The 26723-nt window shown below is 73.1% G+C and carries 19 protein-coding genes and 3 pseudogenes; 12 read left to right on the top strand and 10 right to left on the bottom strand.

The features are described from left to right. Positions 1 to 61 precede the first annotated feature (61 nt). From D6270_RS24305 to D6270_RS33330, 4 genes are all read right to left on the bottom strand, one after another. A complete protein-coding gene (locus D6270_RS24305; protein WP_109163508.1) occupies positions 62 to 1831 on the bottom strand; it encodes a VgrG-related protein in 1770 nt (589 codons plus the stop codon). Beyond that, on the bottom strand, positions 1828 to 2550 hold the full coding sequence (locus D6270_RS24310) for a CIS tube protein (RefSeq protein WP_109163507.1): 723 nt from the start codon (positions 2548 to 2550) through the stop codon (positions 1828 to 1830). The genes D6270_RS24305 and D6270_RS24310 overlap by 4 nt, the downstream gene beginning before the upstream one ends. Before the next feature lie 46 nt (positions 2551 to 2596). After that, positions 2597 to 3022, bottom strand: coding sequence for a phage tail protein (locus D6270_RS24315; RefSeq protein ID WP_018509801.1), 426 nt, complete (start codon positions 3020 to 3022; stop codon positions 2597 to 2599). 80 nt (positions 3023 to 3102) lie between these two features. Next, entirely contained in the window at positions 3103 to 4656 is a 1554-nt protein-coding gene (locus D6270_RS33330) for a hypothetical protein (RefSeq protein ID WP_225976939.1), read from the bottom strand. A 1213-nt stretch (positions 4657 to 5869) separates the two neighbouring features. Here D6270_RS33330 and D6270_RS32595 point away from each other — a divergent pair. Further along, a complete protein-coding gene (locus D6270_RS32595) occupies positions 5870 to 6022 on the top strand; it encodes a hypothetical protein (protein WP_158650546.1) in 153 nt (50 codons plus the stop codon). A gap of 198 nt (positions 6023 to 6220) precedes the next feature. Here D6270_RS32595 and D6270_RS33335 read toward each other — a convergent pair whose 3' ends face one another. From D6270_RS33335 to D6270_RS24355, 5 genes and pseudogenes are all read right to left on the bottom strand, one after another. Then, complete coding sequence (locus D6270_RS33335; RefSeq protein ID WP_018492281.1) at positions 6221 to 6379, bottom strand: DUF6760 family protein; 159 nt, start codon at positions 6377 to 6379, stop codon at positions 6221 to 6223. Next, positions 6376 to 6882 (bottom strand): hypothetical protein, encoded by a 507-nt coding sequence (locus D6270_RS24340; RefSeq protein WP_109163506.1) that lies wholly within the window; start codon positions 6880 to 6882, stop codon positions 6376 to 6378. The genes D6270_RS33335 and D6270_RS24340 overlap by 4 nt, the downstream gene beginning before the upstream one ends. Beyond that, on the bottom strand, positions 6879 to 7319 hold the full coding sequence (locus D6270_RS24345) for a phage tail protein (protein WP_007457189.1): 441 nt from the start codon (positions 7317 to 7319) through the stop codon (positions 6879 to 6881). Before D6270_RS24345 ends, D6270_RS24340 begins: the two co-directional genes overlap by 4 nt. 65 nt (positions 7320 to 7384) lie before the next feature. Beyond that, positions 7385 to 8931, bottom strand: a pseudogene (locus D6270_RS24350) (phage tail sheath family protein). A gap of 719 nt (positions 8932 to 9650) precedes the next feature. Next, positions 9651 to 11006, bottom strand: coding sequence for a COG1470 family protein (locus D6270_RS24355; RefSeq protein WP_109163504.1), 1356 nt, complete (start codon positions 11004 to 11006; stop codon positions 9651 to 9653). A 242-nt stretch (positions 11007 to 11248) separates the two neighbouring features. Here D6270_RS24355 and D6270_RS24360 point away from each other — a divergent pair, with 242 nt between their 5' ends. The 8 genes and pseudogenes from D6270_RS24360 (at position 11249) to D6270_RS24400 (ending at position 20747) form a co-directional block, all read left to right on the top strand. Continuing rightward, positions 11249 to 11974, top strand: coding sequence for a helix-turn-helix transcriptional regulator (locus tag D6270_RS24360; protein WP_109163503.1), 726 nt, complete (start codon positions 11249 to 11251; stop codon positions 11972 to 11974). Between the two features lie 2134 nt (positions 11975 to 14108). Beyond that, positions 14109 to 14480: pseudogene (locus D6270_RS33340) on the top strand (hypothetical protein); the annotation flags it as partial. 870 nt (positions 14481 to 15350) lie between these two features. Continuing rightward, positions 15351 to 16058, top strand: coding sequence for a Pvc16 family protein (locus D6270_RS24370; protein ID WP_109163501.1), 708 nt, complete (start codon positions 15351 to 15353; stop codon positions 16056 to 16058). Beyond that, positions 16055 to 18175 carry an ATP-binding protein gene (locus D6270_RS24375; RefSeq protein ID WP_109163500.1) on the top strand — a complete coding sequence of 707 codons (2121 nt, stop codon included), beginning with the start codon at positions 16055 to 16057 and terminating at the stop codon, positions 18173 to 18175. Before D6270_RS24370 ends, D6270_RS24375 begins: the two co-directional genes overlap by 4 nt. A 118-nt stretch (positions 18176 to 18293) precedes the next feature. Beyond that, positions 18294 to 18716: pseudogene (locus D6270_RS24380) on the top strand (CoA transferase subunit A); the annotation flags it as partial. Positions 18717 to 18765: 49 nt separating this feature from the next. Beyond that, positions 18766 to 19002, top strand: a complete 237-nt coding sequence (locus tag D6270_RS34060) for a TOBE domain-containing protein (RefSeq protein ID WP_391039784.1) — start codon at positions 18766 to 18768, stop codon at positions 19000 to 19002. A 173-nt stretch (positions 19003 to 19175) separates the two neighbouring features. Further along, entirely contained in the window at positions 19176 to 20000 is an 825-nt protein-coding gene (locus tag D6270_RS24395; protein WP_109163499.1) for a GVDTG sorting domain-containing protein, read from the top strand. A gap of 66 nt (positions 20001 to 20066) precedes the next feature. Continuing rightward, positions 20067 to 20747, top strand: coding sequence for a class F sortase (locus tag D6270_RS24400; protein WP_109163498.1), 681 nt, complete (start codon positions 20067 to 20069; stop codon positions 20745 to 20747). Between the two features lie 11 nt (positions 20748 to 20758). Here the strand turns inward: D6270_RS24400 and D6270_RS24405 are convergent, their stop codons facing one another. Beyond that, positions 20759 to 21298, bottom strand: a complete 540-nt coding sequence (locus tag D6270_RS24405; protein WP_109163497.1) for a DUF4394 domain-containing protein — start codon at positions 21296 to 21298, stop codon at positions 20759 to 20761. Positions 21299 to 21878: 580 nt separating this feature from the next. Here D6270_RS24405 and D6270_RS24410 point away from each other — a divergent pair. The 3 genes from D6270_RS24410 to D6270_RS24420 all read left to right on the top strand — a co-directional run bounded on the left by D6270_RS24410 (position 21879) and on the right by D6270_RS24420 (position 26676). Continuing rightward, positions 21879 to 23480: a DUF4331 domain-containing protein gene (locus tag D6270_RS24410; RefSeq protein ID WP_109163496.1), complete on the top strand. Its 1602-nt coding sequence runs from the start codon at positions 21879 to 21881 to the stop codon at positions 23478 to 23480. 170 nt (positions 23481 to 23650) lie between these two features. Continuing rightward, positions 23651 to 25003: a tetratricopeptide repeat protein gene (locus D6270_RS24415; RefSeq protein ID WP_109163495.1), complete on the top strand. Its 1353-nt coding sequence runs from the start codon at positions 23651 to 23653 to the stop codon at positions 25001 to 25003. Beyond that, the gene (locus D6270_RS24420; protein WP_109163494.1) at positions 25000 to 26676 is read left to right on the top strand and encodes a HoxN/HupN/NixA family nickel/cobalt transporter; all 1677 of its coding nucleotides are present in this window, start codon (positions 25000 to 25002) and stop codon (positions 26674 to 26676) included. The genes D6270_RS24415 and D6270_RS24420 overlap by 4 nt, the downstream gene beginning before the upstream one ends. The last annotated feature ends 47 nt before the right edge of the window (positions 26677 to 26723 follow it).

The raw sequence follows: 26723 nt of genomic DNA on the forward strand, positions 1-26723 counted from the left end.
GGCCGGGGTTCTCCTTGCTGTGAGAATGATTGAGTGTCCGTCAGGGGGTATGCGTACGGGATCAGTTGATGCGGATCAGCTTGGCCTTCAGTACGGCGAGCAGTCCACCGTTCACGGTGACCCCCGTCTTGCCGTTGATGGTCACCGAGCCTCCCTTGACCTCGACGTTCCCCGTACCGGCGTCGAGGGTGATGCCCGAGGAGGAGAGCGTCACGGAGCTCTGCGGCCGCTTGGAGCCGGGGGCGAAGACGGTCAGCGCGATCTCGTTCCTCCGTTCGTCCAGCGTGACCTCCATCCGCTTGTTCCCGCTGGCCAGCCGGACCCCCGACGGGCCGCGCGGAGTGTCCAGCAGCTCCAGCCGGTTGCCCGAACGGGACACCAGGGAACGGCGGTTGACCTTGCCGCTGGTCTTGTCGACGAGCGGCACGTCGTGCTCGGACGGCCGGTCGATCCCGTTGTACAGGCCGCCCAGCACATACGGGCTGTCCAGCAGCCCCTGCTCGAAGCCGACCAGCACCTCGTCGTTGACCTCGGGGCTGAAGACGCCGCCGCCGCCGTTGCCGCCCCACTGCACCGTACGGACCCAGTCGGTCACATAGGTGTCGTCCAGCCAGGGGAACTTCAGCCGCACCCAGCCCCGTTGGCCCCTGCCCTCGCGGATGTCGGTGACCACGCCGATGGCCAGCCCCGGCATGCGCGGACCGCGCGAGGGGGCCCCGCCGCCGGTCAGCCCGGCCAGGGAGCGGTCGGGCGAGGCGCTGACGATCACGGTGGTGCGGTAGCCGCCGTCCGGTTCCAGGACGTGGTGGGCGGCGGTGGCGGTGTAGCGGCCGGAGAAGGTCGGGCCGACGTTGCCGAGGGCCACGGGTGCCCCCGCGCGCAGCTGCGGGTTGCCGAACGCCACGGCCTCGATCTCGCCGAAGCCGGAGCTGACCTGGGCCGCCACCGCACCGGCGACGGCCGTGGTCTCCGCCTGGGTGCGGTACGGGGTGTCGGCGACGGTCACCCGGGCGCTCGCGCCGAACGCCCCGGACGCCACCGACGGGCTCATCCCGGGCGTCACGGTCTCGCTGCGCACGGACTGCTCCCGTGCCACGAGCCGCGTCTTGGTGTCGACGTTCCAGCCGCGCACCTCCACATCGCCGGCCCCGTCCGCGCCGGTCACGACGGCCCGCAGCGAGAGCAGGTTGTCCCCGTACTCCAGGACCATCGGATTCTTCGCGGCCCGGGTGTCGGGCGAGGGGGCCGAGGAGGCGGGCTTCGGCCGGGTGAACTGGAGCACGCCCTGGTCGTCCACCCGCACCTGCGCACCGCTCTCGGCCGCCAGATGCTGGAGGAACTCCCAATCGGAGACGTTGGGTTGGGTGAGCTGCTTGTACGTGATCGGCGCCGCCTCGACCTTGCCGCAGGTCAGCCCGGCGCCCGCCGCGACCTTGCGCACGATGTCCGCCGTCTTCATGTTCCGGTACGCCACCACCTTCCGGCCGCGCTGGAGCCGGTGCGCCTTGGAGAGGGCGCGGATGACGGTGAACGTGCCGGTGGTGTCGTGGTCCAGCTCGATCGCGGTGACCTCACCGGTGAACAGCCGCTCCCGGACCCGGTCCTGCACGGTGACGACGGAGATCTTCAGCGGGGTGCCGAGGGTGATCCCGCTGTCGCTCAGCAGATCGTGGTCCGGGTCCCGGTACATCAGCACGGCCGTGTCCGGCAGCCCGACGTTCTCGTCGACCACACAGCTCACCAACTGCGCGGCCCAGCCCAGCGGCAGCTCGGCGGGTATCTCCACGATCGGATCGGCGGCGAAGGACCGCCCCGGGGAGGCCTGGCTCATCGGCCGCCCTCCGCGAGGTGGTCTTCCATTCCCGGCACCAGGAGTTCACTGCCGGGGACCAACCGCATCGGGTCGTCGATGTCGTTGGCGTGCGCGATCGTCCGCCAGGCGGTGGCATCGCCGTACTCACGCCAGGCGAGCAGCGGCAGGCTGTCCCCGGCCACGACCCGGTGCGTCCGCCGGGCCTCCTTCGAACCCGAGGTGGGGTTCTGGCCGGCCGGATCGACGCTCGCCTCCTCGATGGAGAGGGAGCAGGTGGCGCGCAGCGGCTTCCCGTCCACGTCGAACAGGGTGTACGAGACGGAGAGGTTGGAGAGCACGCCGTCGAACGAGGTCGTCCTCGACGTGCCCCAGTCGAACCGCACCCAGGGGCTGGCGGGCGTCTTGCGCGCGAGGCTGGTCGGCGTGGGCACACAGGCGATCATCAGCTGCTCCACCGCCTTCTCCACGGAGTTGTCGTGAGTGGCGGTCGCGTCGAGGAAGACCTCCAGGGAGAGCGAGCGGGGCCCGCTCCCGACGAACTCGGGCAGCGCGGACTGCCCGGCCATCCGGGACGGAGTGCGCCGCCACTCGGTGCTCTTGCTCAGCGACAGCTTCGAGGGGTTGAACTGGAGGGTAAGCTGGGCGAGTTTGCCGCCGGGCTTGGCGCCGACGGTCGACGGCGGCTCCATGATGGTCAGTTGGGCGCGCGCACGGCTCGCACGGAGAGCGGGTGACATGGAGTTCCTCCTTCCGGGTCTGCGGGGACGGTCAGGCGGTGGTCCATCAGGAGGGCTCCAGGCCCTCGTGCGCGATCTCCAACGTCTCTATCGCCGCCTGGGAGTTGGCCGGGTCGAACGACGGACCCTGCCAGCGGACGGGCACGATGCCCTGCACCTGCCAGCTGATGATCCGGCTCAGGTCCGGCCGCAGCGCGACGATCTCACCGTCCTTGGGCTCCACCCGCTGGATGGTCTCGTTCAGCCAGCGCGCGATCTTCATCGTGTCGGCGGTGACCGGGCGGGTCAGCGTGATGTTGGTCCAGGTGATGCGCCCCGGCAGCTGCCAGGTGAAGCCGTTGTTGCCGCCTTCGGCGTACGTCTCCATCTCGACCTCGGCGCCCAGACCCGAGCAGGTGTGGAACGCCCCCAGGTCGCTGCCGCCGATCACGAGCTTGAAGAACACGCTCGTCGCGAAGATGTTGTCCGTCATGCCGTTTCTCTTCTTCCCTGCCGGTGCGGGTCCTGCGGGTTGTGCCGTCTTTCCGGGGCGTACGGGGTGGGGCGCGGCTGTCAGCGGCGGCCGTCGTGGAGCCGTCCGGCGCGCTCGCGCCCTCGGCGCACGTCGGCGCGGATGAGCCGGCTCACCGGGTCGATGAGGCGGCGGGCCAGTTCCTCGATATCGGCGCCGGAGATGCGGCTCGCCGCGTTCGCCGTCGACGTCTCGGCCGCGGGCGCGAGGCCGGACGTGTCTTTGGCCGCACGCTGAACGGGCCTGGGCGCGCCGCTCCCCGTGCCCTTCGGCGGGACCGCCTTCACGGGGACGCCGGTGATGCCGGCCTGGACGGCGGCGCGTTGCAGCACCTGGGCCTGTGCCGGGGGCTGCCCTGGGGTGGCGGTGGTGCCGCTCGGCCCGGAGGGTGACGGGTGCGGGCGCGGTGGAACCCGTACGGAGAGGGCCGGCGGGCCGGGCGGGGGTGCGTCGCCGCCGGGCGTCGGGCCTGCGGGCGAGGGGCCTGCGGGGTCGGGCACGACGGGCAGGGGCATCCGCTGGACGGGCACGACGGTGGCTCCGGGCGGGGTGGCCACGGGCGGATGCGGGCGGACGACCGGGACGGGGCGGTGGGACGGGGTGGCCTGCGGGGGTGCGGTGGGCGCTGCGGAGGAGGCCAGGGGCGGCATGGTGGGCGGTGAGGTGTCTGTGGGGGATGCGGGGCGGGCGATGGGCCGCTCAGGCGTGTGTGCGGTGTGGGTGGTGTGCCCGCTGGGCGTGGTGCGCCTGTTGGGGCGGTCGGCGGGTGCGGTGCTGGGGGCCGGTGCCGATGAGGCCCGCTGGACTGTCTGCCAGGGCGTGCGGACGTCGGGGCTGGGCGACGGCGGGGTGGTGGCCGCCGCCGCATCCCGTACCGGACGGCGCTGTACGAGCCGCTGGAGCGCGCCCCCGATGGCGGACGACCGGCTCCTGGCCGGGGCGGTGGCGCTGCTGGTGGCGCGCTCGGTCTGGGGGGCGGCGGTGCCTTGCGGGCCGCGGGCGTTGCTGGTGGTGTGCCGGGGTGCGGGTGTGGTGTGCGCGGCGCGCTGGACGGTGGCGCCGGGCGCCGGGGCGGCCGACGCCGGAGTCGGGCCGGGGGTACGGGGCTGCTGTGGCGAACCGGACGGGGCGGGCTCGGTGGGCCGGGTGCGGGGTGCGGTGCGCCGGGGCGTCGCACCCGGTGACGCCCGGCGCTCCCCGGTCCGGGCGTCCCCGGTCGGTGCGTTGTCGGCCTGGGGGCGGCTGCTCCGGGTGGTCCGCGCGCTCCCGGGGGCCGACTGCTGTACGTCGCGGCGCCAGGTGGCTGCCACGACCGGGCGGGCCGTGCTGCCGCCCGCCGCTGCTGTCGTCGGCGGGGCTGCCGAGAACCTTTCGGCCGAACCGGTGCTGACCTTCAGAGCCCTGCCCGGGAGCAGGGTGCGCGACCGCTGGACGGTGGGCGGGAGCGCCTCGGTGCCGACGGAGGGCTTGGCCGCGGGCGGTGTGACGGGAGCCCGTCCGCCCGGCCGCCTCGGGCCGGTGTTCCGGATGCGGACCGGGGCCGGGGGAGGGGCGGGGGAAGCGGCGTTGCCGGGTGCGGGCGTGTCTGCGTCCACCGCGCGCTGTACGGGAGAGGGCTGGCCGGGCTCCGGTGCCGAGCGGACCGGCATCGAGGGCGGGGCGCTCGGGGCGGGCGGTGGTGTGGCGGCCCCCGCGGGTGCGCTCCGCGGGGCCGGCGTACCCGAGGGACCCGGCTGCGTACGGCGACGGTCACCGAGGAGCGGTGCGTCGCGCTGGACCCGGGCGGTCGGCGGGAGCGAGGTGAGGGGCGTACCGATCCCGCCTCGCGTACGGGGGCCGCCGGACGCGTCGGCGGGCGGGGTGGACCCAGGGGCGCCGGGGCGCGGTGCCGGGCGGGGCGCGCCGGGCGATGGCTGCGCCGGGCCCGTGGCCGGGGCCTTCCGGACGGGAGCGGGTGCGGGTGTTGGTACCTGAGCCGTGGGCGGTGCCTGCCTCGGTGACGGCGTCGCCGCTGGTGAGGCTGGGGGTGCGGTCTCCGTCGTCCGGCGCTGAAGCACCGGCATGGCCGCCGCTTCCTGCCCTGCCGGGGCAGTCGGCGCGGCCTGCCCTTGCCCTGCCGGGCCGGAAGGGATGGCCCCGGAGGGCAGTTCCCGCAGGGGCTTGCCGAGGGCGGGACGTACGGTCTCGGGGGCGGGAGCCGACGCCCGGCCGGGGCTCTCCTGCCGTACGGGGGCGGTCGGTTGCCGAGCGGCGGCGCTCCGCTGCGCGGTGTCGGGAGCCGTCGGTGCGGCCGCTTCGGTCGGTGCGGAAGGGGTGGCGGGCGCGGCAAGGGCAGGGGCGGCCTGCGGCAGCCCGGTGATCTGCCGCAGCCGCATCGCCGGACGCCGGGCGACGGTCAGGGGCGGCGCGGTCCGCCGGGGACGTACAGCGGCGGGCCGCGCACGCTGCACCGAAGCCGAAGCCGAAGCGGGCGAAGGAACCGACGAAGAGGTCGACGAAGGAGCCGACGCCGGAGGCAGAACCGAAGACGCGGCCGACGCCGAAGGAGCAGCCGCGGCCCCCTCCGCCGTCGCGGCACGCTGCACGGCAGGCGTGGCCGTAGCGCCCGTGACAGAACGCGCGGACCCCGCTTTCCGTACCGGCTTCCGGTCACTCGCGCGCCCCGCCGCAGCAGGCCCGGCCGAACCGGGCACCCCAGCCGCCCCGGTCGCCGCCTCGCTCTCGACGCCCTCCGGCCGCGCCGCCCGCAGCAGCAGTGGCCCCCCGGGGGAAGCGGAACGTGCGGCGCCCGGACGGGCGACGCCGTGGATGAGGCCCACCGGGGCGGACGGCAGTACGGCGTGGCCGAGTTCGCCGCCGAGGGTCGGGTTCTGCCAGGAGGCGAGCTGGGAGCGGAACCGCAGCCCGTCGCTCACCCCGATCGAGGACCGGGCGACGGTCACCGTGGGCGGCGCGACCTGACGCCAGCCCCCGTCCCAGCCGGAGCCGGAGCCGGAACCGGAAGCAGAACCGGAGCCGGAAGCCCCCGGCCCCGCCCCGGCACCCGTCCCCACGCCCGTACCACCATCGGCACCGGCACCGGAGCTCACACCGGCCCCGGCTTCCGGACCCGGCCGTGGCCGGTCCGTTCGGCGCAGCCAGTCCCCGAGCCCCACACGATCACCCGCCTTCGTTGACGCGGGTGTTGATCCGCGCTATCTCCCGCACCCACTGCTGACGTTCCGCGTGGGTGAGGTCGAGAATGTCCTCACGCTGCCAATGGAAGTGGTAGGCGACGTACGCGATCTCCTCCCGCAACCGGGGAAGCGCGTACGTCACGATTCCCCCAGGCGCCCACCCGAGAGGTCCACCTCGAACGAGTCGTGGCAGTGCGGGCAGGTCACCGCGGCGTGCGTGTGGCCCTCGCTGTTGATCCGGCGGTAGAAGTCCTGGAGGAACGCCACATCGGTGGCGTACATCCGCTCCACGATCCCCGCGTGCACATCGGTGACCGTGCCGAGCTGGGTGATGACCTGGCTCAGCAGCACCACGGACAGATACGCCGGGTTCTCCTTCACCCGCAGGTCGATCTGCGGGCGCAGCTCGTCCCGGGCCGTCGCGAGCCGCATGGTGCCGTGCCGGTGCAACTGGCCCTCGTCGTCGACGTACCCGCGCGGCAGCTCGAACGCGAACTCCGTCTGGAGCGAGTCCCGTTCGCGCTGCGGTGCGCGGGCGGGCGCCGGTGCGGGCGCCGGCGCCTCCTGGCGTGCGGCGGTCGTGGCGGCCAGGTTGTCGAGGGTCTCTTCGAGGCCGCTGCCCGGCGAGACGGTCCGGCGCCTCATTCGACCACGATCTCCTCGAAGGTGATGGTCACCGTCTCGGTCGCCGCGCTGGACTCGCCGGCCTTGAGCGAGGGGCCCTCCCACTTGGATGCCCAGCCCTGCATCAGCTGGATGCGCCGGACGGTCTCACCGGTCGAGTCCTTGATCTCGATCGTGAGGTTCTGGCGCGCGGTGTCGACGGCCCCGTTGTTGAGCGTCTCCTTGATCCAGGTGGTGAACTCGCTGCTCTTGTCGAGTCCACGGGTGATCGTCACCTCGCCCGCCTGGCGCGCGCCCGGCTGCTTGCGGATGATCTGCTTGCCCTCGGCGGTCACCTGACGGACCTCGACGACTTCTTCCTCGACGGTCATGCCGCTGATCTCCTGGATGGACTCCACGAGATAGCCGCCGAGCTGCACGCCGAATACGTGGGTGGAAAGAGCGTCGCCCTCTGCCATGACTGTGTGCCACCTGTTCCGCTAGTGAAGATGAGAGATGAAGGGGGTGAGGAGGACCGGGCTGGTCACTCGTCGATGAGGCTGGTGCTGTCGGAGAACTGCGCCAGGCGGAAGACCACGAACTCCGCGGGCTTCACCGGGGCGACGCCGATCTCGCAGACGACCTGGCCGAGGTCGATGGACTCCTGCGGGTTGTTGCTCCGGTCGCAGCGGACGTAGAACGCCTCCTCGGCCGTGCGGCCGAACAGCGCACCGCGTCGCCACTCCTCGGTGAGGAAGGCGGTGACGTTGCGCCGGATGCTGGACCAGAGGCGGTCGTCGTTCGGCTCGAACACCACCCACTGGGTGCCCAGGAGGATGGACTCCTCCAGGTAGTTGAAGAGCCGGCGCACGTTCAGGTAGCGCCAGGCCGGGTCGGAGGAGAGGGTCCGGGCCCCCAGATGCGGATGCCCCGGCCCGGGAAGGCCCGCACGCAGTTGACGCCGATCGGGTTCAGCAGGTCCTGCTCGCCCTTGCTGAGCCGGATCTCCAGGTCCACCGCACCGCGGATGACCTCGTTGGCCGGGGCCTTGTGGACTCCGCGCTCACCGTCGCTGCGCGCCCACACACCGGCCACGTGACCGCTCGGCGGGACCAGGGAGTTGCGGCCGCTCGCCGGGTCGAAGACCTTGACCCAGGGGTAGTACAGGGTGGCGTAGCGGGAGTCGTAGCCGGCGTCGTCGTTGCGCCAGGTGCGGACCTGCTGGGCGTTCATGCCGGGCGGGGTGTCCAGGACGGCGACCCGGTCGCCCATCTGCTCGCAGTGCGAGATGACCGCGAGCTGCACGGTCTTGACGCCCTCGGCGTCGATCTCGCCGCGCTGGAAGGCGCTCATCAGGTCCGGGACGGCGACCATGGTGATCTCGTCGATCGACTCCAGGCCGCCGAAGCCGGTGCGGGCGGCGGCGTCGCCGACGTACTCGGAGGCGTCGAGGCGGGCCACGCCGGAGCCGGGGGTGCCGGAGGCCGGGGCGGGAGCGAGGGCGACGGTCTGCTTCTCGGGCCGGCTCTGGGCCGTGCCGGGCTGCTCGGTGACCTGGATCAGCTTGGAGTCGCGGGCCTGGGTGACCAGATAGCCCTTGACGTTCTTGCGGGTGGAGACGTCGTACGTCTCCACGACCTTGCCGGCCTGGCGGACCAGCAGCTTGAAGCGGTCCTCCGGGGGGTTCTCGCCCTCGGGGTCGGCGATCTCCACGGAGAGGTCCGCGCCGGTGCCGGACTTGGCGGCGACCAGGAAGCCGCCGAGGGCGACGGGGGCGGGCTCCTGGGAGACGGCGCCGGGGGCCGTGGAGTCCGACGCGCCCTGGGCGGGGCCGCCGATGCGCACGATGTAGGCCGCGCCGCCGCCGTTGGCGAAGAAGCCGTAGACGGCGTGGGCGAGGTAGGTGTCGGCGGTGAAGGTGCCGAACGCCTGGACGTACTGGTCCCAGTTGGTCACCAGCGTGGGCTGGTGGAAGGGGCCCGTCCCGGCGAAGCCGACGAAGGCTGCGACCGCGGTGCCGACTCCCTCGATGGGCCGTGCTCCGGACTGCACCTCCTCCACGTATACACCGGGGGTGAGGTACGACGGCATGCTCGCTCCTTCGGGGTGGTCACTCGTTCACCGGCCAGTCTTGCCCGGCGGTGGTGGCCGGGAGTAGGTCTCAAAGTCCTGGGCGCGGGGCAGCGACACTGCCTTCCCGGGCACCCTTACGGGGCCGAATGCTGCCCTTGGCGGACCTCCCCCGTGCCGCTTGGGCATTCGCGCGGGCGGGGCATATTCCGGCGTCCCGAGATGGGGCGACGGGGAACAGCGGGTCACGGAACTGTTTCCGCTCCGGCCGGCGTTCCGGGGATTCATCGGAATCTCAGATTCCGCTTCCCGGTGGCGATGTGTTCGGTATCTCTTTTCCTCGATGAACGCCGGATGGCGAAAACCCGTACCTGGTCCTCCCGGAATCGCGGCGGACTGATGGGATTCGGCCAGAATGCGCCCAGAAGGTGGGGTCATCCGGCCCATTTCTGCCCACGTAAACGGGCGCCCGACCGTTCCGATCGGGCGCCCGGCGCCTTTCTCCGAACCGTCAGTAACGGCTCTGATCAGGCCTGTTCGTGCTCCGACCCGCCGCAGCCGGATATTCTTCTCAGGTCGGCGGCGTCGCGCATGACCGAATTGGCATAGACCTCTGGCGGATTCAGGAGGATGAATCCGCCATCGCTCGGAACGCCGGGTTTCCCCCGGGGCCGGGTATCTGCTGTTGTCGTGACCTATAGGTGCGGCGGAGCGCTCGGCGTTGCCGTTTCGGCGGTGTTCTACCGTGCGAGATCGCTGAGTACGCCACTGACGTTAATCACCTGATGGCAGCCCGAAGCCTGTGTGCCGGTCGCCGGAGTGCCGGGCTTGGAGCAGGTGACGGCGGCGGTGACCGTGGCGTTCTCCGGAATCTGAATGGGGGTGACCCAGTGATAGTCCTGGTTGCGGAAGGTTTCGAGCGCGATGGTGGTGATCTTCCGCTCTCCGAAGGAGATCGTCAGCACCCCCTCGTCGCCCTGGAAGTTCGCCACCACGAGGTCCGTGATGCCGAAGACCTTGCCCGCCGGAACCTGGTACGTCCCCTGCTCCTCGGCCCCGGCCCCGGACTCCACGTCGATGGTCGCGGAGCTCTGGCCGCCGCCCCCGGCGCCCGTACCGCCCGTACCGGAGCCCGTCCCCTGACCCGTACCGGAACCGCCGGTGCCACCGGGTGTGCCCGGCGCGTCCGGGCCGGTGCCCTGACCCTGGTTTCCGCCCGGGCTGTCCGGACCGCCCGGCGTGGGCGCGCCCTGCTGCCGCTCGCGGGCCGCCTCCTCCTGCGCGGCCTCGGTCACCGCCTGCTTCGCGGTGCTCTTCACCGCCGGCCGGACCAGCGCGAACCAGGCCAGCAGCAGTGCCAGCAGCGCGGCCAGCACGATCAGCAGCCACTTGGGCAGCACGGGCAGCTGGAGGAACTCCCCGGGGATCGGCTCCGGACGTACGGTCTCCGGCTGCGCTGGCTCCGGCCGGACGGGCTCCCGGCCCCAGGCCTCCACCTTGACCGCCTCGACGGGTGCCTCGGCCTCGGCGGCCTCCACCTCGAACGGCCAGGTGACCGGCTCGCCGAACCAGATCAGCTTGGCCGCACGGACCTTGAGCCGCACCTCCGCCGACTCGCCAGGCTCCAGCCGCCGTTGGGCCGGGGTGAACCCCAGCCGCAGCTCCTCCCCGGCCTGCTTGCCGGTGAAGGCGACGTCGACCGGGGTGTTCCCGGTGTTCTGCACGGCGGTACGGAAGCGGGCACCCAGCCAGCCCCGGCGGCGGCGCGGCTCCAGCTCGGTGCGCAGCTCGTGGAAGGGCTCCACGATGACCGTGCCCTCCGGCACCACCACCGACTCCGGGTGCTCCGCGGGCAGTACGCGGACGGCCAGCGGGGTCTCGCCCGCCCTGACCTCGTGGGAGCGGGGCGGGGCGAAGGTGAGGGTCACCGTCTCGGAGGTGCCCGGGTAGAGCGACACGCGGGCCGGCTCGACGGTGCTCCACGCGGCGCAGTCGCCGACGACTTCGAGGGTGTAGGCCTCGACGATGTCACCGTCGTTGCGCACGGTCAGGGTCGTCGTCGCGGTACCGCCGGGCGACACCGTCACCGTGGGCATTTCGAGTTCGGCAGATGTGGTCACCCTGCGACGGTAGGCCGCACCCGCCGCCGCGCAGCAGGGTCGCGAGGGCAACGAGCGGGCAGGGCCGATGCCCCGCGGGCACACCGCCCCGGTGGCCCCCCGCCCCCGCCCCGGGCCCGCGCCCCCTGCCGAAGACCGGTGCTGTGGGAGCGGAGACAGGCACATCGGGCGGAAGCGGCTGAGGAAGACGGCGCGGAGCGATGACAACGGCAGAAGCGATGACAGCGGTGGACATGAAGAACAGGACGACGGAGCGCGGCCAGTACCGCAGGCCCGACACGGCCGGGCGGACCGCCCCGGCCACCCCCGGGGCCGGGACCGGCGGAAGGGTCACCGTGGCGGTGTACGCGGAGGACCTGATCCTCCAGACCGGCATGATCCACCAGCTGCGGATGCGGCCCGAGATAGAGCTGATACCGGACGCCGAGGCCGACCGGGCCCAGGTCTCCCTGGTGGTGGTGGACATGGTGGACGAGCCCACCGTCCAGCTGCTGCACCGCCTCCGGCGCAACACCTCCACCCGCACCGGACTGGTCGTCGGCTTCTTCGAGTCGGGTGCGCTCCAGACCATGATCGAGTGCGGGGTCGCCGCCGTCCTGCGGCGCGGCGAGGCCGACCAGGACCGGCTGATCCACCTGGTCAAGGCGATGGCCAACGGCGAGGGCGTCCTCCCGGGCGACCTCCTCGGCAAGCTCCTGGACCATGTCAGCAGCCTCCAGCGGACGGTCCTGGACCCCCGCGGGCTCACCCTCTCCACCCTCACGGCACGGGAGGCGGAGATGATCCGGCTGGTGTCCGAGGGCTTCGACACATCGGAGATCGCGCAGAAGACCTCGTACTCCGAACGCACCGTCAAGAACGTGCTGCACGAGGTCGCGACCCGGCTGGAACTGCGCAACCGCGCGCACGCGGTGGGCTACGCGATGCGGCACGGACTGATCTGACCGGCCCTCCCCGGTCCCGCGGCGGGGAGGGGCAGCCGCAAAGGGCAGCCGCTGCTTCCCCTGCTCCGGGTACTCGGGGCCTGTTCTTCCCGCCCCGCGAGCGCGATGCTCTTCGGTGGAGCGTCATCAACAGACTGTGAGGTGGGCCGTGACCGGCACTGCTGGCCCGGCGAAGCATTCCCGGTGGGGCCGACTGATGGGCGCCGTGGTGCTTCTGGCGCCGCTGCTGGTGGTCGGGTCGGCGGCCACCCCGCACGGGGTGGGCGACGCGGTCGCCGCCGCGGCGAAGGCGGACCCCGCGGAGGCCGGAAGGATCGCCTTCGCCGGTACGGAGCACCGCAGCCTCGGCCGCGTCACGGACCCGCAGAACACCGCACCCCTCTTCGGGGACGGCCCCGCCCACTACGACGAGGACCCCTCCGCCCGCGACGGTGTCCTCGTCTTCACCAGCCTCCGCGACAGCGTGCGCCCCCAGGTGTACGTGCGCGAGACCGACGGGACCGTACGCCGGCTCACCACCGACCGGGACGCGGCCAACCCCGAACTCTCCCCGGACGGGCGGACCGTCGTCTTCGACTCCGCCGAGCCCGGGCCCGGCGGCACCGTCCAGCGCGACCTGTGGGCGGTCGGCGTCGACGGCTCCGGTCTGCGACGGCTCTCGGACACCCCCGACAACGAGGAGTCCCCGACCTTCTCCCCGGACGGCACCCGCATCGCGTACGCCTGCGACGGCGACACCTCGCTGGGCTGGCAGATATTCGAGCAGGCCCTCGCGGGCGGCGAGCGGACCCGGATCAGCGACGGCCCGCCCGGCGACGCCAAGGACCCGTCCTGGAACCCGGTGGACGACGACACCCACCGCAGCCGGGTCGCCTACACCCACATCACCGACCCCGACCCCGAGACGGGCTACCGGCTGCGGGTCACCGAGGGCATCGGCACCGACCGGCCGCTGCTGGCCGGAGCCCACGCCGAGTGGGGCAGCCACTCCGTCTCCTGGCTGCCCGACGGCGACGACGTCCTCTTCCTCAGCCCCTTCCACGTCTGCGGCTGCGACGACTTCGACCACGTCTACCGGGGGCCCGCCTTCAGCGAGCAGACCCCGCAGCAATTGCTCACCGAGAACCGCGACGTCGCCTCGCCCACCTGGACCGGCGGTGACAGCGACTCCGGGGACGTCATCGTCTCCCGGATCAGCTCGTCGGCCGCGAACGTCGTGACGCTCCAGGACGTACGCCAGGACGGCTCCGACCCCCGCGACCTCGGTTTCACCATCCTCGACGAGGACCCGGCCGCCCGCACCAACACCGACCCGGCGATCGACCCGCTCTTCAACCCGGCGACCGGGTACGACCCGTGGACCGAGCGGCAGAACTACACCCCCGACGGGCGGCGCATCGTCGTGACCCGCTTCGAGGGCTCGGACGACGCGCGGATCCAGCGCATCTGGTTGGTCGACGCCGACGGCAGCAACGGCACCGTCCTGCCGCTCGCCGGACGCGGTGAGCGCGACTGGGACACCGACCCCACCTTCTCGCCCGACGGCACCAGGCTCGCGTTCACCCGCACCTCGCCCGGCGGCGTCGGCGAAGCGGCCGGACCTGGCCGCATCCTCATCGCCGACGTGGCCACCGGAGCCATCCTCGACGAGATCCGCCCGCCCGAGGGCCAGCAGCAGGGCGGCGACGCCCAGCCGACCTGGTCCTCCGACGGCAACAACCTCGCCTTCACCCGTACGCAGGTGATCAACGGCAACGGCGGCAACAAGCACATCTGGACCGTGCCGGTCGGCAGCCTCGGCCAGCAGCGGGACCTGAGCGCCACCATCTGCCCCGGCGCCTGCGAAGTCATCGACGACAGCCCGGCGTTCTCCCCGAACGGTACGACGGTGGCCTTCAACCGCAAGGACGGCGGCGGCCGCATCAACGAGCGGGCGGGCGTCATCGTCACGCCCCTGAGCGGCGGCGGCTGCCGGGTCGTGCTGCCCTCATCCGAGCGGAACAACCCGCTCGGCTGCGCACTGCCGATCCCCGACACCACCGGCACCGGCCCCTTCCAGCCCCGCGATGTGGCCTGGTCGCCGGACGGCAGCCGGATCGTGCTCTCCTCCCGCCGGGAGCAGGCCGTCAACTCGATGGAGCAGCTCTCGGTCCTCGACCTCGCCTCCGGTGAGCTGACGCCCCTGGACAACGAGCACGCCGGGCGACAGAAGGAGCCCAGCTACCAGCAGTCCGTCGACCTCGCCGTGACGGCCCCGCCCACCGGGCCCGCCGTCGAGGTCGGCTCCTCGGTCGAGGTGAAGGTCACCGTGGTCAACCGCGGCCCCGCGCCCTCGCCCGGCACCACCTTCACGGCCGACGCCCCGCCCGGCGTACGGCTGGAGGAGCTGACCACCGACGCCGGTTCGTGCGGGGCCGCGTCGCCGCAGTGCGACCTCGGTCTGGTCCCGCCCGGCGCGAGCGTGGAGGTCACCGCCCGGCTGACCGGCGTCACCCGGGGCGACCAGCCGGTCGGCTGGTCCGTCACCGGCGCCGTGCTGGACCCGAACCCGACGGACAACGCCACCGGCACCCTCGTACCCGTCCAGGACGTGCCCCCGCCGACCCCGACACCCACACCGCCGACCCCCACCCCGACACCTCCCACCCCACCCCGACACCCTCGACCACCGCGCCCGCCCCGCCGCGCCCCGCGCCCCCCGCCCCGCGCCCCCCGGCCCCCTGCCGCCCGCACCCCTGGCAGGCCCCGGCGCCGTCGTACGGGCCCAGCCCAGCCCCGGCTACGTCGGCGGCAAGGTCGTCGTCACGTACACCGTGCGCAACGGCCGCGACGCCACCGCCACCGGCCTCCGGCTCCGGCTCGGGCTGCCCGGGACCATCCCCTCCGGACCGCTCCCGGCAGGCTGCACGGCCGGCCTGTGCACGCTGCCCGACCTGGGACCCGGCGCCTCCACCGTCGTACGCGTCGTGCTCTCCCCGGACCGCGCGCTGCGCACGACCATCACCGCGACGCTCACCACGACCGGCACGGACGCGAACCGGGCCGACAACCGCTCCCGCATCCCGCTGCGTATCCTCCAGCCCAAGATCGTCGCGGTGCCCGCCGTCGGCAAGCCCGGCTTCGTCACCTCGGTGCGCGGCAAGGACTTCCCGCCCGGCGCGCCCGTGAAGCTCAGCTGGGACCCGGGGATCACGGCGGCCGCCGCGCCGACCCTGCCGAACCCGGACGGCACGTTCATCGCCCAGCTCCTCATCCTGGCGAAGGACCGGACCGGGCCGCGCACCATCACGGCCAGGGGCCCCGGCTTCTCCCCGGTGACGACGGACTTCCTCGTGGTGCTCGGCACCATCACCCCGCCGGACGAGGTGATCCGCCGATGATCCACGAAGTCGACGAGGGGCTGCGGCTGTTGCTGGTCGACGCCGGGCTCCAGGAGAGCGGGGTCGACCTGGTCTTCGACGCCCCGACCAAGGACTGGTCGGCCCGCCGCAACGCCCCCACCATCAGCGTCTTCCTGCACGGCATCCGCGAGGACGCGGGCAGGCGGCGGACCGGCACGGCCGAGGAGCACGACGAGAACGGCATGGTCACCGGCTGGCGGACCCCGCCGCGCTGGTTCGAGCTGACCTACCTCGTCACCGCCTGGACCAACCGCCCGCAGGACGAACACCGGCTGCTCTCCGAGGTGTTGCGCTGTCTGATGCGCCACGACACGCTGCCCGCACCGATGCTCACCGGCAGCCTCGCCGAACTCGGGCTCACCGTGGAGCTGGAGGCGGCGGGCGCGCGCACCGAGGGGCCGTCCGCCTCCGACGTGTGGTCCGCGCTCGGCGGCGAGCTGAAGGCCGCCATCGACCTGCGCGTCCTCGCCCCGCTCGCCGGTGAACGGGCCCCGGCCGGACCGCCCGTCACCGAGGGCCTCGTGATGAAGGCCGCCCCCGCCGTGGACGGCACGGCCGCCGACGACCCGGGCCGCCGTCTGCGGTACGAAGGGGCGGCCGACCTGGACGCGGAGGGCTTCGCCGCCGAACGGGAACGGCGGCTGCCGCCCGGCCGGCGCCGACGGGGGAGCGCGGCACGATGACGGTGACGGAGAGCGCACCCGGCCTCCCCGCGACGGTGGACGTCGAGGTGCTGTGGGCGCGGCTCGCCCGCGTGGAGGAACGGGTCCGGCACGCGGTGGCGGCCCGCCGCGCCACCGACCCGGAGCCGGACGACCCGTTCCGGGGGCAGTACCTCACCCCCGAGGCGGTGGAACGCGTCCTGGAGTCGCGGGACGCGTTCGCCCCCGTACCCGCGGACGGCCCTTTGTCCGGAGCGGGGTACGCGCCACCGGGCAGCAGACTGGACCGGCTGGCCGGGAGTTTCGGCCTGGTCCCCCTCGACGTGGAGCTCCTGCTGGTCGCGATGGCACCGGACATCGACGCCCGGTTCGAGCGCCTCTACGGCTACCTCAACGACGACCTGACCCGCCGCCGCCCCGCCATCGGCCTGGCGCTGGAACTCTGCGGACTCCCCGCCGCAGGCTCCGGCCGTTTCCGCTTCCAGCCGTCCGCACCCCTCGTCGCGGGCGGCCTCCTGGAGATCGGCGACCCTGAACGCCCGCTGCTCTCCCGGAGCTTGAGCGTCCCGGACCGGGTCACCGCCCACCTCCTCGGCGACGATGTGCCGGACGGGCGGCTGCGCGGCCTCGTGCATGTGCCCGCCCCCGGCACGGAGCCCGAGGACCACCCGGAGGCCCACCGGATCGCCGCCGCCCTCGCCACCGGCGGCGGCCTGGTGCATCTGCTGGACCGGGGCGGCGACCCCGCCGGGCTGGCCGTCGAGGCGCTCACCGCCGCGGGCCGCCGCCCCCTCGTGGTGGACACCGCCGCGCTGGCGGCGGCCGGTGACCGGGCGCCCGAGCTGGCACGGACCCTGGCGGCCGAGGCCCGCCTCGCCCACGGCGGTCTCGTGCTCGGCCCGCTCGAAGCGCTCGCCCCCGAACGCCCGGAGGGGGCCCGCCTGTTGGCCTCCCTCTGTGCGGCGGTGAGCGGCACGCCCCTGATCGCGTACGGGAAGGGGAACTGGGACCCGCTCTGGACCCGGGACAGCCCGGTGCCGGTCGCCGTCCTGCCTCCGGGCCCGACGGGCGCGGCGCGCCGGTGGCGGCGGGCGCTCGCCGAGGCGGCCGGTGCGGTGGGGCTGCCGGACGCGCAGGCGCCGGCCGACGACCGCCTGATCGAGGCCACCGCCTCCTACCGCCTCGACTCCGACCAGCTGCGCAAGGCCGCCACCGTCGCCTCCCGCCTCGCCCTCCTCGCGCAGCGCCCGGTCCACCCGGACGACCTGCGCACGGCGGTCCGCGCCCAGAACGGCGCCGGTCTGGAGCGGCTCGCCCGCCGCATCGAGCCCGCCGTCGGCTGGGACGACCTGGTGCTGCCCCCGGCCACCCGCACCCAGCTCACCGAACTCGCCCTCCGTGCCCGCCACCGCGAACAGGTGCTGGGGGAGTGGGGGATGCGGCCGGGCGGCGGCCGGGGGCGCGGGGTCATCGCCATGTTCGCGGGGGAGTCCGGCACCGGGAAGACCATGTCGGCCGAGGTGGTCGCCCGCGAACTGGGCATGGAGCTCTACGTGGTGGACCTCTCCACCGTGGTCGACAAGTACATCGGCGAGACCGAGAAGAACCTGGAGCGGATCTTCGTCGAGGCCTCCGACGTCAACGGCATCCTGCTCTTCGACGAGGCGGACGCGATCTTCGGCAAGCGCTCGCAGGTCAAGGACGCCCACGACAAGCACGCCAACGTGGAGTCGGCCTACCTCCTCCAGCGCATGGAGTCCTTCGACGGGATCGCCGTGCTCACGACCAACCTCCGGGCCAACCTGGACGAGGCGTTCACCCGCCGCCTGGACGTGATCGCGGAGTTCCCGATGCCGGACGCCGAGCAGCGCCTCGCCCTCTGGGACCGCTGCCTGGGCGCCTCGATCCCGCGCGATCCGGCGCTGGACCTGGAGTTCTGCGCGGCCCGCTTCGAGCTGGCGGGCGGGTCGATCCGGGCCTGCGCGGTGACCGCCGCCTACCTCGCGGCGGAGTCGGGGGCGCCGCTGACCATGGACCAGTTGGTCACGGCGGTGCTCCAGGAGTACCGCAAGCTGGGGCGGCTGGTGCTGGAGAGCGAGTTCGGGCCGTGGCTGGCGAAGGAGCGGCAGGGGCGGTAGGGGATCGCGTGACCCGCCACCACCCGGGCCGGCGGCGCTGTGCGGGCGGACGCCATCGCCGTACACCGTCCCCCGTTCCTGGTCTCGTGCGCAGTCGATGCGGCGAGAGGGCTGAGTGATGAGTGTGGACAAGGTGGTCGCCGACCCGGCGGTCGCGGACGTGGCGGCCGGGGCGTCACTGGCGGTCGGCGGATTCGGCCTCTGCGGCATCCCCGGCGTGCTGATCCATGCCCTGCTGGAGCGGGGCGCGGGCGGGCTGCGGGTGGTGTCCGACAACTGCGGGGTGGACGACCGGGGCCTGGGCCTCCTGCTGCGGGCCGGGCTGATCGCCCGGATGACCAGCTCGTACGTGGGGGAGAACAAGGAGTTCGCCCGGCAGTACCTCCAGGGTGAGCTGGAGGTGGAGCTGGTCCCCCAGGGCACCCTGGCGGAACGGCTGCGGGCCGGCGGCTCCGGCATCCCGGCGTTCTCCACCCCGGCCGGTGCGGGCACCTGGATCGAGGAGGGCGGACTGCCCTGGCGGTACGCCCCCGGCGACCCGCGCGCGGAGAAGCGCGTGGAGCGCCGGACCGTACGCGGGGAGGCCTGAGATGGCACTGACCCGTGAGCAGCTGGCGGCCCGGGCCGCACGTGAACTGACCGACGGCGGTTACGTCAACCTCGGCATCGGCCTGCCGGCCCTGATCCCCGGCTTCCTGCCCGAGGGCGAGGGCGGGCAGCTGACCGCCGCGATCACCAAGGACGCGGTGGACGATCTCGGCCTCGCGGCGGGCACGCCCGTCACCGCCCTGGTCAAGTCCACGGAGGTCTCGCTGACGGCCGGCTGACTCCGTCTCGCACCGCACGAAGGCTGGGACGGCGGGCCTCGCGGGAACGCACGGCTGACGAACTTTGTCGTGGACCGACCAATCAATTCCGCGGCCGGCTCCGAATGAACGACATCAGCAACCGAATGAAGTCCCGGCTCCGCGTTGGGACTTCCGGAAGGGGATGCGTCTTCGTGATAGCCCGCCGTACCACCCGCCTCGCCGCACTGCTCGTCCTGCCCGCCGCGCTCACCCTCGGGGTGGCCGTGCCGGCCCTGGCTCACGAGGGGCACCCCGCCGGCACCACCAAGGCGGCCGACGGCGACACGTACCAGATCGATCTGGAGCAGCTGAACGACTCCGGTGCCAGCGGCGCCGCCCTGGTCAGCCTGGAGGGCGACCAGCTGACCGTGAAGATCGACGCGCAGGGGCTGGTCCCCGGCCAGCCGCACGCCCAGCACATCCACGGCTCCACCGACGGCCACGACTTCCGCTGCCCGGACAAGAGCGCGGACAAGGACGGCGACGGCATCGTCACCACCGCCGAGGGCCTGCCCATGTACGGGGACATCAACATCTCCCTGACCACCAAGGGCGACACGTCCAAGGACAGCGGCCTCGCGGTGGACCGGATGCCCGTCGCCGACAAGGACGGCAAGCTGACCTACTCCCGCACGATCACCGTCTCCAAGGACGTGGCCGACCACATCAAGGACCTGCACATCGTGCAGCACGGCATCGACCGGAACGGCGACGGCACGTACGACTTCGGCGCGGGCAAGAGCGAACTCGACCCGAAGCTGCCCCAGGAGGCCACCGCACCCGCCAACTGCGGCATGGTCAAGGGCGCCGCGGTCGGCTCCGTCCCGGTCGGCGGTGTCGAGACCGGCGGCGGGACCACCGGGGGCGTGGAGTCCCCGGGCATGCTCGCCGCCGGAGGCGCGGCCGTCCTCGCGGCCGGCGGACTGTTCGCCGTACGCCGCCGGACGCGGACCACGGACGCCCGTGACAACGGCTGACCACCGGTCCCGCATCTGACCGACGACCCGTCACGGCCGAGCACAGGAACAGGGAAAGGTGAAGCGATGGACAGGGCACCCGACGAGGACCCGCCCCGCAGGCCGTCCTGGCGGCGCCGGGCCCCGCTCGCCGCCATCGTCGCACTGCTCCTGACGGGCGGGCTGCTGCTGGTGCTGGGAACCACCCGGCAACAGCCCGCCCCGCCTCCCGCAGTGGCCAAGGGCCCCCCGCCCACCGCCGCCCCACACTCCTCAACACCCTCCACCGAGCCGCGGACACCCCCGCTCCCGTCCTCCCGCCCCGTCAGCATCACGATCCCGTCCCTCAAGGTCACTTCGGACCTCGAACAGCTCGGGCTCGGGAAGAACCGCGCGATGGAGACGCCGAAGGACCCGGCGAAGGCGGGCTGGTACCGCCCCGGCACCACCCCCGGCGCGATCGGCCCCTCCGTGATCGCCGGCCATGTCACCTGGGACGGCGTACCGGCGGTGTTCTTCAAGCTCACCGAACTGGAACCCGGCGACCGCATCGACGTCAGCCGCGCGGACGGCACGACGGCGGTGTTCACCGTCGACCGGACCGCCACCTACCCCAAGGACGACTTCCCCACGGTCGAGGTCTACCGCAACCTCGACCACGCCGGACTCCGCCTGATCACCTGCGGCGGCGACTACTCCCGCGAGGACAGCCGTTACGCCGACAACGTGGTGGTCTACGCGAGCCTGACGGGACACGGGGGCCGTTGACCCGGCGGGCCTCAGCGCTGCTGGTCGAGGGGGAGCGCGAGGCCGGTCACCTGCTGACGCCGGGGGAAGGCGCCGAGATCACGGGCGGCCCCGGTCAGCACGTCGACCGCGTACAGCCGGGCGGCACCGCCGGTGTCGCTGATGACGCGCAGCCGGTCGGCCGCCGGGTTGAAGTCGACGCCGAAGTGCCCGCCGGAGAGGGCGACGGTGAGCTGGGAGACCTTCACGGCCCGGGCGTCGGCCGTACCGAGCGTGTAGACGCCGCCCTGGTCGCCGACGCCGTAGAGCTTCCCGTCCTGCACGCGGAAGTCGATCCCCACGACCCTGGTGTCCCCGCGCAGCCCGGACACCTTCCCGATGGCCCCGGCGGGCCGGTCCACGGGGAACGCGACCAGCCGCTGATCGGCGGTCAGCCCGACGGCGGTGAGCGCCTGGTGCCCCCGGTGGCCGGTGCGGGGCCCGCCGTGGCCGTCCGCCGAGGCCAGGGCCGGGGCGGAAAGGGCCGCGAGCACGGAGACGGAGACGGCGACGACGGTCCTGCGTGTACGCATGACGCTCCAGGAGGAGGGGGCGGGTCCCGCCCGGAAGCCGAGCGGTCTCACGGCTGCTTCGGAGCCCGGGCCCGCGCGGATGGGCCGTATCCCGAAAGGGCACCCGAACGGAGTCATCGACCCAAAGCGAGCGGGTTCCCCGTCGTGCGTTCCCTGCTCTACTCTTGCGAATGGTGTGCAATAGAGGGGTTTGTGCCTCATTCGGCCCAGTGGTCGGCGTCCGTGTCGTCGTGAGTTTCCGCCCGGCGTTCACCGCGCCCATCTGCCTTCCCACCGGCCCGTTCGTCCTCCGTGGAACGCGAGGCCGGGCCTGAGGAACCTGCCGGGGATGTGTACGGGCGGGGTTCTGACGTGCTTGGGTACGGCTGCGTAGTCAAGACGTGCTTGTGTACGGCTGCGTAGTCAAGGGGTCAGGACGGGCCCGCGTTTCATGCCGCCCCGTCGCCCCGTCTCCTGCGAGACCGCCCGTCGGGCGGTCTTCCGCCGCCGTGCCGGACGTCGTCCCCATCCAGCCCGCCCCGCCCTTCGGCATGCCCTCACGCGTGCCGGGGCAGGGCAGCCAGCAGACAGAAGGAACAGCGTGAAGGATTCTCAGGCCAGGCCCCGTTCACGGCGCGTCCTGGACCGTTCCCTGCTCGTGCTCGGTACGACCACCCTGGCCGCGGGACTCGGAGCGATGACCCTCGCCCCGGGCCTCAGCGCCGCCTCCAGCCACCGTGAGGCTCCCCTGATCGCCGGGGACCCGCGGGCGGACAACACCGACGTGTACGCGTTCACCAGCCCCGACAAGGCCGACACCGTCACGATGGTGGCGAACTGGATCCCCTTCGAGGAGCCCAACGGCGGCCCGAACTTCTACGCGTTCGGCGACGACCTGCGCTACAACATCAAGATCGACAACACGGGTGACGGCGTCGCCGACGTCACGTACAGCTGGCGCTTCCGCAGCAGCTACCGCGACGACGCGAACCAGTTCCTCTACAACACCGGCCAGGTCACCTCGTTGAACGACCCGGACCTCAACTTCCGCCAGGTCTACGACCTCGTCGTCACCGCCGAGGGCAGGAGCCGGACCCTGCTGTCCGGTGTCCCGGCCGCCCCCTCCCGCACCGGCAAGGCGTCGATGCCCGACTACGCGGCCCTCCGCAAGCAGGCCACCTTCGGTCTGCCGGGCGGCGGCACGACGTACGCGGGCCAGGCCGAGGACCCGTTCTTCGCCGACCTCCGGGTCTTCGACCTCCTCTACGGCGGCGACCTGAGTGAGCGGGGACAGGACACCCTGGCCGGGTACAACGTCAACACCATCGCCATCCAGATCCCCAAGAAGCAGCTCGCCCTGAGGGGCAACCCCTCCCGCAACCCGGTCATCGGCGTCTGGTCGACCACCGAGCGTGGCGGCGCCACGGTCAAGGACTCCCGCGACCAGGGCACCGCGGCGCAGTGGAAGCAGGTCTCCCGCCTCGGGAACCCGCTGGTCAACGAGGTCGTCGTCCCGCTGAAGTTCAAGGACGCCTTCAACACCCTCAACCCCAGCCAGGACCGCACCGTACAGCCGGTCGTCGACAAGGTGTACGACCCGATCCTGCCCAAGCTCATCCAGCAGGTCTACGGCGTCCCGGCCCCCAAGACCCCCCGCAACGACCTCGCCGAGATCTACCTCACGGGCATCTGCAAGGCCTGCGGCCCGATCAAGGCCGACCTGAACGCCCACCGCCTCAACAAGGACGCGCCGCTCAAGCGGATCGTCCCGGCGGAGGAGCTGCGCCTGAACATGGCGGTGCCGCCCACCGCGAAGCCCCAGCGCCTCGGCGTCCTCGCGGGCGACCTGGCCGGCTTCCCGAACGGGCGCCGCCTCGCCGACGACGTCATCGACATCTCGCTCCAGGCCGTCGAGGGCGCCGCCCAGACCGGTGTGCTCGTCCCCGCGCTCGCGGACGGCGACAAGGTGAACGCCAACGAGGTCCCGTTCGGCACGTCGTTCCCGTACGTCGCGCTGCCGCACACCAAGAACGTGAACCGCGGCCCCGGCGCGGCCGGGCGCAACGCCGAGCAGGCCTCGACGGAGAACACCGCGGCGAGCCCCGCCCTGAAGCCGACGCACGCGGCGGCGCTCGCCGGGGCGGGCGCGCTGCTCCTCGGCGTCGGGGGCTTCCGCCTCCGCCGCCGCGGCAAGGACAGCTGAACCGGCCGCAGCGAGAACAGCTGCACCGGCCGGAGCAAGAACGGCTGCACCGGCCGGAGCAAGAACAGCTGAACCGGCCGCAGCAGAAGGCGGATCGAGGCCACGAAGGTGTCCGGGCCGGGGAGCACCACCCCGGCCCGGACACCGCCGAACCATGGGGATGACCTTTCGTGCACCCGGACCACACCACACCCACGGCACCTACGCACACCCCGCCGAAGGGCCGCGGGCGACTGCGGAGCATCGCGTTCACCCTGGCGCTGGGCGCGGCGATGTTCGCTGCCGGCGCCGTCCTGCTGACCCCCGACGGGACCACCGCTCCCCGCCCGGCGGACCACGGCCGAGCAGCGGGTGCGCCCCGTGGGTCGATCGAAGCGCTCCAGGCCCGGGTGACCCGGCTGCCGAAGGACCCGGGCGGCTGGGCAGCCCTCGGAATGGCCTACGTCCAGCAGGCCCGCACCACCGCCGACCCGGCCACCTACGACCGGGCCGAAAAGGCGCTGCGGACCTCCCTCTCCGTACAGAGTGAGGACAACACGGACGCGGAGACCGCGATGGGAGCCCTCGCCGCGGCCCGCCACGACTTCCCCACCGCGCTCCACTGGGCCCGCAGGGCCACCGCCGGCGACCCCTACAGCTCCTCCGCCCACGGTGTACTCGCCGACGCCTGCACCCAGTTGGGTCGTTACGACGAAGCCGACGAGGCCGTGCAGAGGATGGTGGACCTGCGCCCGGACGCCGCCTCCCTCGCCCGCGCCTCGTACGCCTTCGAGCTCAAGGGGGAGACCGCTCGGGCCCGCGCCCTGATGCGGCGCTCACTGGCGGCAGCGGCCACCCCGGCCGACACGGCGTTCGCCCACAACGTCCTGGCGTCCCTGGACCTCCAGGACGCCGACCCCCGGGCAGCGCTCGCCGAGACACGCACCGGGCTCACCGCGGCCCCCGACGACGCGGCACTCCTGGAGACCCGGGCCCGCGCGCACCTGGCCCTGGGCGACACCACCCAGGCCGTGGCCGACTACCGGGCGGCCGTCGCGATCGCCCCCCTGCCGCACCACCTGCTGGGCCTGGCCGAGTTGGAGCAGTCCCTGGGAAACGGCGCGCAGGCCGAGGAGAGTTACGCGGTCCTACGCGCCCAGGACCGCATCCGGGAAGCCGCAGGCGACCCGGCCGACACGGACGCGATCCTCTTCGAAGCCGACCACGGCAACCCGCGAAGAGCCGTGGCCATGGCCGAACAGACGCTGCGCGCCCGGCCGTTCATCGCCGTACACGACGCGTACGCCTGGGCCCTGCACCGAGCGGGCCGGGACACCGAAGCCCTCGCCCAGGCCGACGAAGCCCTGGCCCTGGGCACCCGCAGCGCGCTCTTCCGCTACCACCGCGCCGCCATCCACCACGCCCTCGGCAACCCCGAAGCGGCCCGCCGCGACCTGACCGAAGCGCTGCGCGAGCCGGGCTTCCACCCCCTGCACGCCGACGCCGCCCGTGACCTGCTCCAGCGAATCGACACCACACCATGACCTGCACCCTGCGCCGAGCCCTCGCCACCCTGACCCTCGCCGCCGTCGCGAGCGTGGCATCGGCCCCCGCCGCCACGGCCCACCCGCTCGGCAACTTCAGCGTCAACCACCACACGGGCCTCATTCTCCGGCCCGACCGGATCGACGCCCAGGTCGTGGTCGACCGCGCGGAGATCTCGACCCTCCAGGAACGCCCCGCCATCGACACCGACCACGACGGCCTGATCAGCGACAGCGAATCGCGCGCCCACGCCGAGAAGACCTGTTCCGACCTGAGCGGCCGGCTCCACCTGAGCGTGGGCGGCACGCGGGCGGACTGGCAGCGGACCTCGGCCACGCTGGTGTACGAGGACGGGGAGGCGGGCCTCAGAACCAGCCGCCTCACCTGCGCGCTGACCACCCCGGCAGACCTCACCGAGGCCGCCGGCATCCGAGCCGAGACGACCTACGACACCACGCGCATCGGCTGGCACGAGATGACCGCCACCGGCCAGGGCGTCCGGATCACCCGCACCGACGTACCGGAGACCTCCACCACCCAGGAGCTGCGCCGCTACCCCCAGGACCCCCTGGCCTCCCCCCTCGACCAGCGCACGGCAGAACTGCGCAGCGAGCCCGGGCAGGGTACGGGCCCCCTCCCGTCCGTGGCGGCGGACCTTCCCGGCGCGGGCGTGGTCAGCCAGGTACTCGCCAAGGTCACCGGAGCGTTCGACGCCCTCGTCGGAGCCCGCGAGATCACCCTGCCCGTGGGCCTGCTGGCCCTGCTCCTGGCCCTGGTCCTCGGAGCCTCCCACGCGGCGATGCCCGGCCACGGCAAGACCATCATGGCCGCCTACCTGGCCGGCCGCCGAGGCACCCGCCGGGACGCCCTCACGGTCGGCGCCACCGTCACCCTCACCCACACCGCGGGCGTCCTCGTCCTCGGCCTGGCCCTCCCGGTCTCCACCCATCTGGCAGGCGAAATGGCCCTGTTGTGGCTCGGCGCCGCCAGCGGCCTCCTGGTCACGGGCATCGGCCTCTGGCTCTTCCTGGGCGCGGTGCGGGGCAGACCACAACACAACCACCATCACCACGGCCACGGCCACGGAGGCCACGACCACGGGCACAGCCACGCTGACGGAGGCCACCACCACGACCACGATCACCCCCGTCCGCACCACCACGGGCCGGTCGCACCGGTCCCGGCGCCCGCCGGGCCGCCGGCCGGGGAACTCCGGGCCGACTCCACGGTCGCCACCCTCGCCCCGCCGAACCAAGAACAAGAGCAGGACCAAGGCCACCACCACCACGACCACCCGTCAGGCACGTCACCGGCCCCCGACAAGCCCCGGCGCACGAGCAGGACCGGCCTCATCGGCATGGGCATCGCGGGCGGCCTCGTCCCCAGCCCCTCCGCCCTCGTGGTGCTCCTCGGTGCCGTAGCCCTGGGCCGTACGGCCTTCGGCGTGCTCCTCGTCGTCGGCTACGGACTCGGCATGGCCGCCACGCTCACCCTCGCCGGGCTCCTCCTCGTCCGCCTGCGCGAACGGATCGAGAGCCACGACCGGACCAGGACCCTCCGCCACCACCCCCTGCTCCGGAAGCTGGCCCGGACCGGCCCCGTGATCACCTCGCTCCTCGTCGTCGCCGTCGGCCTCGGCCTGACCCTGCGCGCGGCGACGGGGAACGGCTAGCTCCGGGGTCCGCTCACTCCGGTGGACGGCGACCGGGCGGGTCGCGG

It is taken from the genome of Streptomyces griseus subsp. griseus (assembly GCF_003610995.1).
Lineage (GTDB): Bacteria > Actinomycetota > Actinomycetes > Streptomycetales > Streptomycetaceae > Streptomyces.

Excerpts from the sequence above, each read along its gene's own strand:
- D6270_RS24360 (WP_109163503.1), top strand. The coding sequence starts at position 11,249 with ATGACAGCGGTGGACATGAAGAACAGGACGACGGAGCGCGGCCAGTAC.
- D6270_RS24305 (WP_109163508.1), bottom strand. The coding sequence starts at position 1,831 with ATGAGCCAGGCCTCCCCGGGGCGGTCCTTCGCCGCCGATCCGATCGTG.
- D6270_RS34060 (WP_391039784.1), top strand. The coding sequence starts at position 18,766 with ATGGCACTGACCCGTGAGCAGCTGGCGGCCCGGGCCGCACGTGAACTG.
- D6270_RS24340 (WP_109163506.1), bottom strand. The coding sequence starts at position 6,882 with ATGAGGCGCCGGACCGTCTCGCCGGGCAGCGGCCTCGAAGAGACCCTC.
- D6270_RS24345 (WP_007457189.1), bottom strand. The coding sequence starts at position 7,319 with ATGGCAGAGGGCGACGCTCTTTCCACCCACGTATTCGGCGTGCAGCTC.
- D6270_RS24370 (WP_109163501.1), top strand. The coding sequence starts at position 15,351 with ATGATCCACGAAGTCGACGAGGGGCTGCGGCTGTTGCTGGTCGACGCC.
- D6270_RS24375 (WP_109163500.1), top strand. The coding sequence starts at position 16,055 with ATGACGGTGACGGAGAGCGCACCCGGCCTCCCCGCGACGGTGGACGTC.
- D6270_RS24405 (WP_109163497.1), bottom strand. The coding sequence starts at position 21,298 with ATGCGTACACGCAGGACCGTCGTCGCCGTCTCCGTCTCCGTGCTCGCG.
- D6270_RS32595 (WP_158650546.1), top strand. The coding sequence starts at position 5,870 with ATGAGGCCCACCGGGGCGGACGGCAGTACGGCGTGGCCGAGTTCGCCG.
- D6270_RS24420 (WP_109163494.1), top strand. The coding sequence starts at position 25,000 with ATGACCTGCACCCTGCGCCGAGCCCTCGCCACCCTGACCCTCGCCGCC.
- D6270_RS24355 (WP_109163504.1), bottom strand. The coding sequence starts at position 11,006 with ATGCCCACGGTGACGGTGTCGCCCGGCGGTACCGCGACGACGACCCTG.
- D6270_RS24310 (WP_109163507.1), bottom strand. The coding sequence starts at position 2,550 with ATGTCACCCGCTCTCCGTGCGAGCCGTGCGCGCGCCCAACTGACCATC.
- D6270_RS24400 (WP_109163498.1), top strand. The coding sequence starts at position 20,067 with ATGGACAGGGCACCCGACGAGGACCCGCCCCGCAGGCCGTCCTGGCGG.
- D6270_RS24315 (WP_018509801.1), bottom strand. The coding sequence starts at position 3,022 with ATGACGGACAACATCTTCGCGACGAGCGTGTTCTTCAAGCTCGTGATC.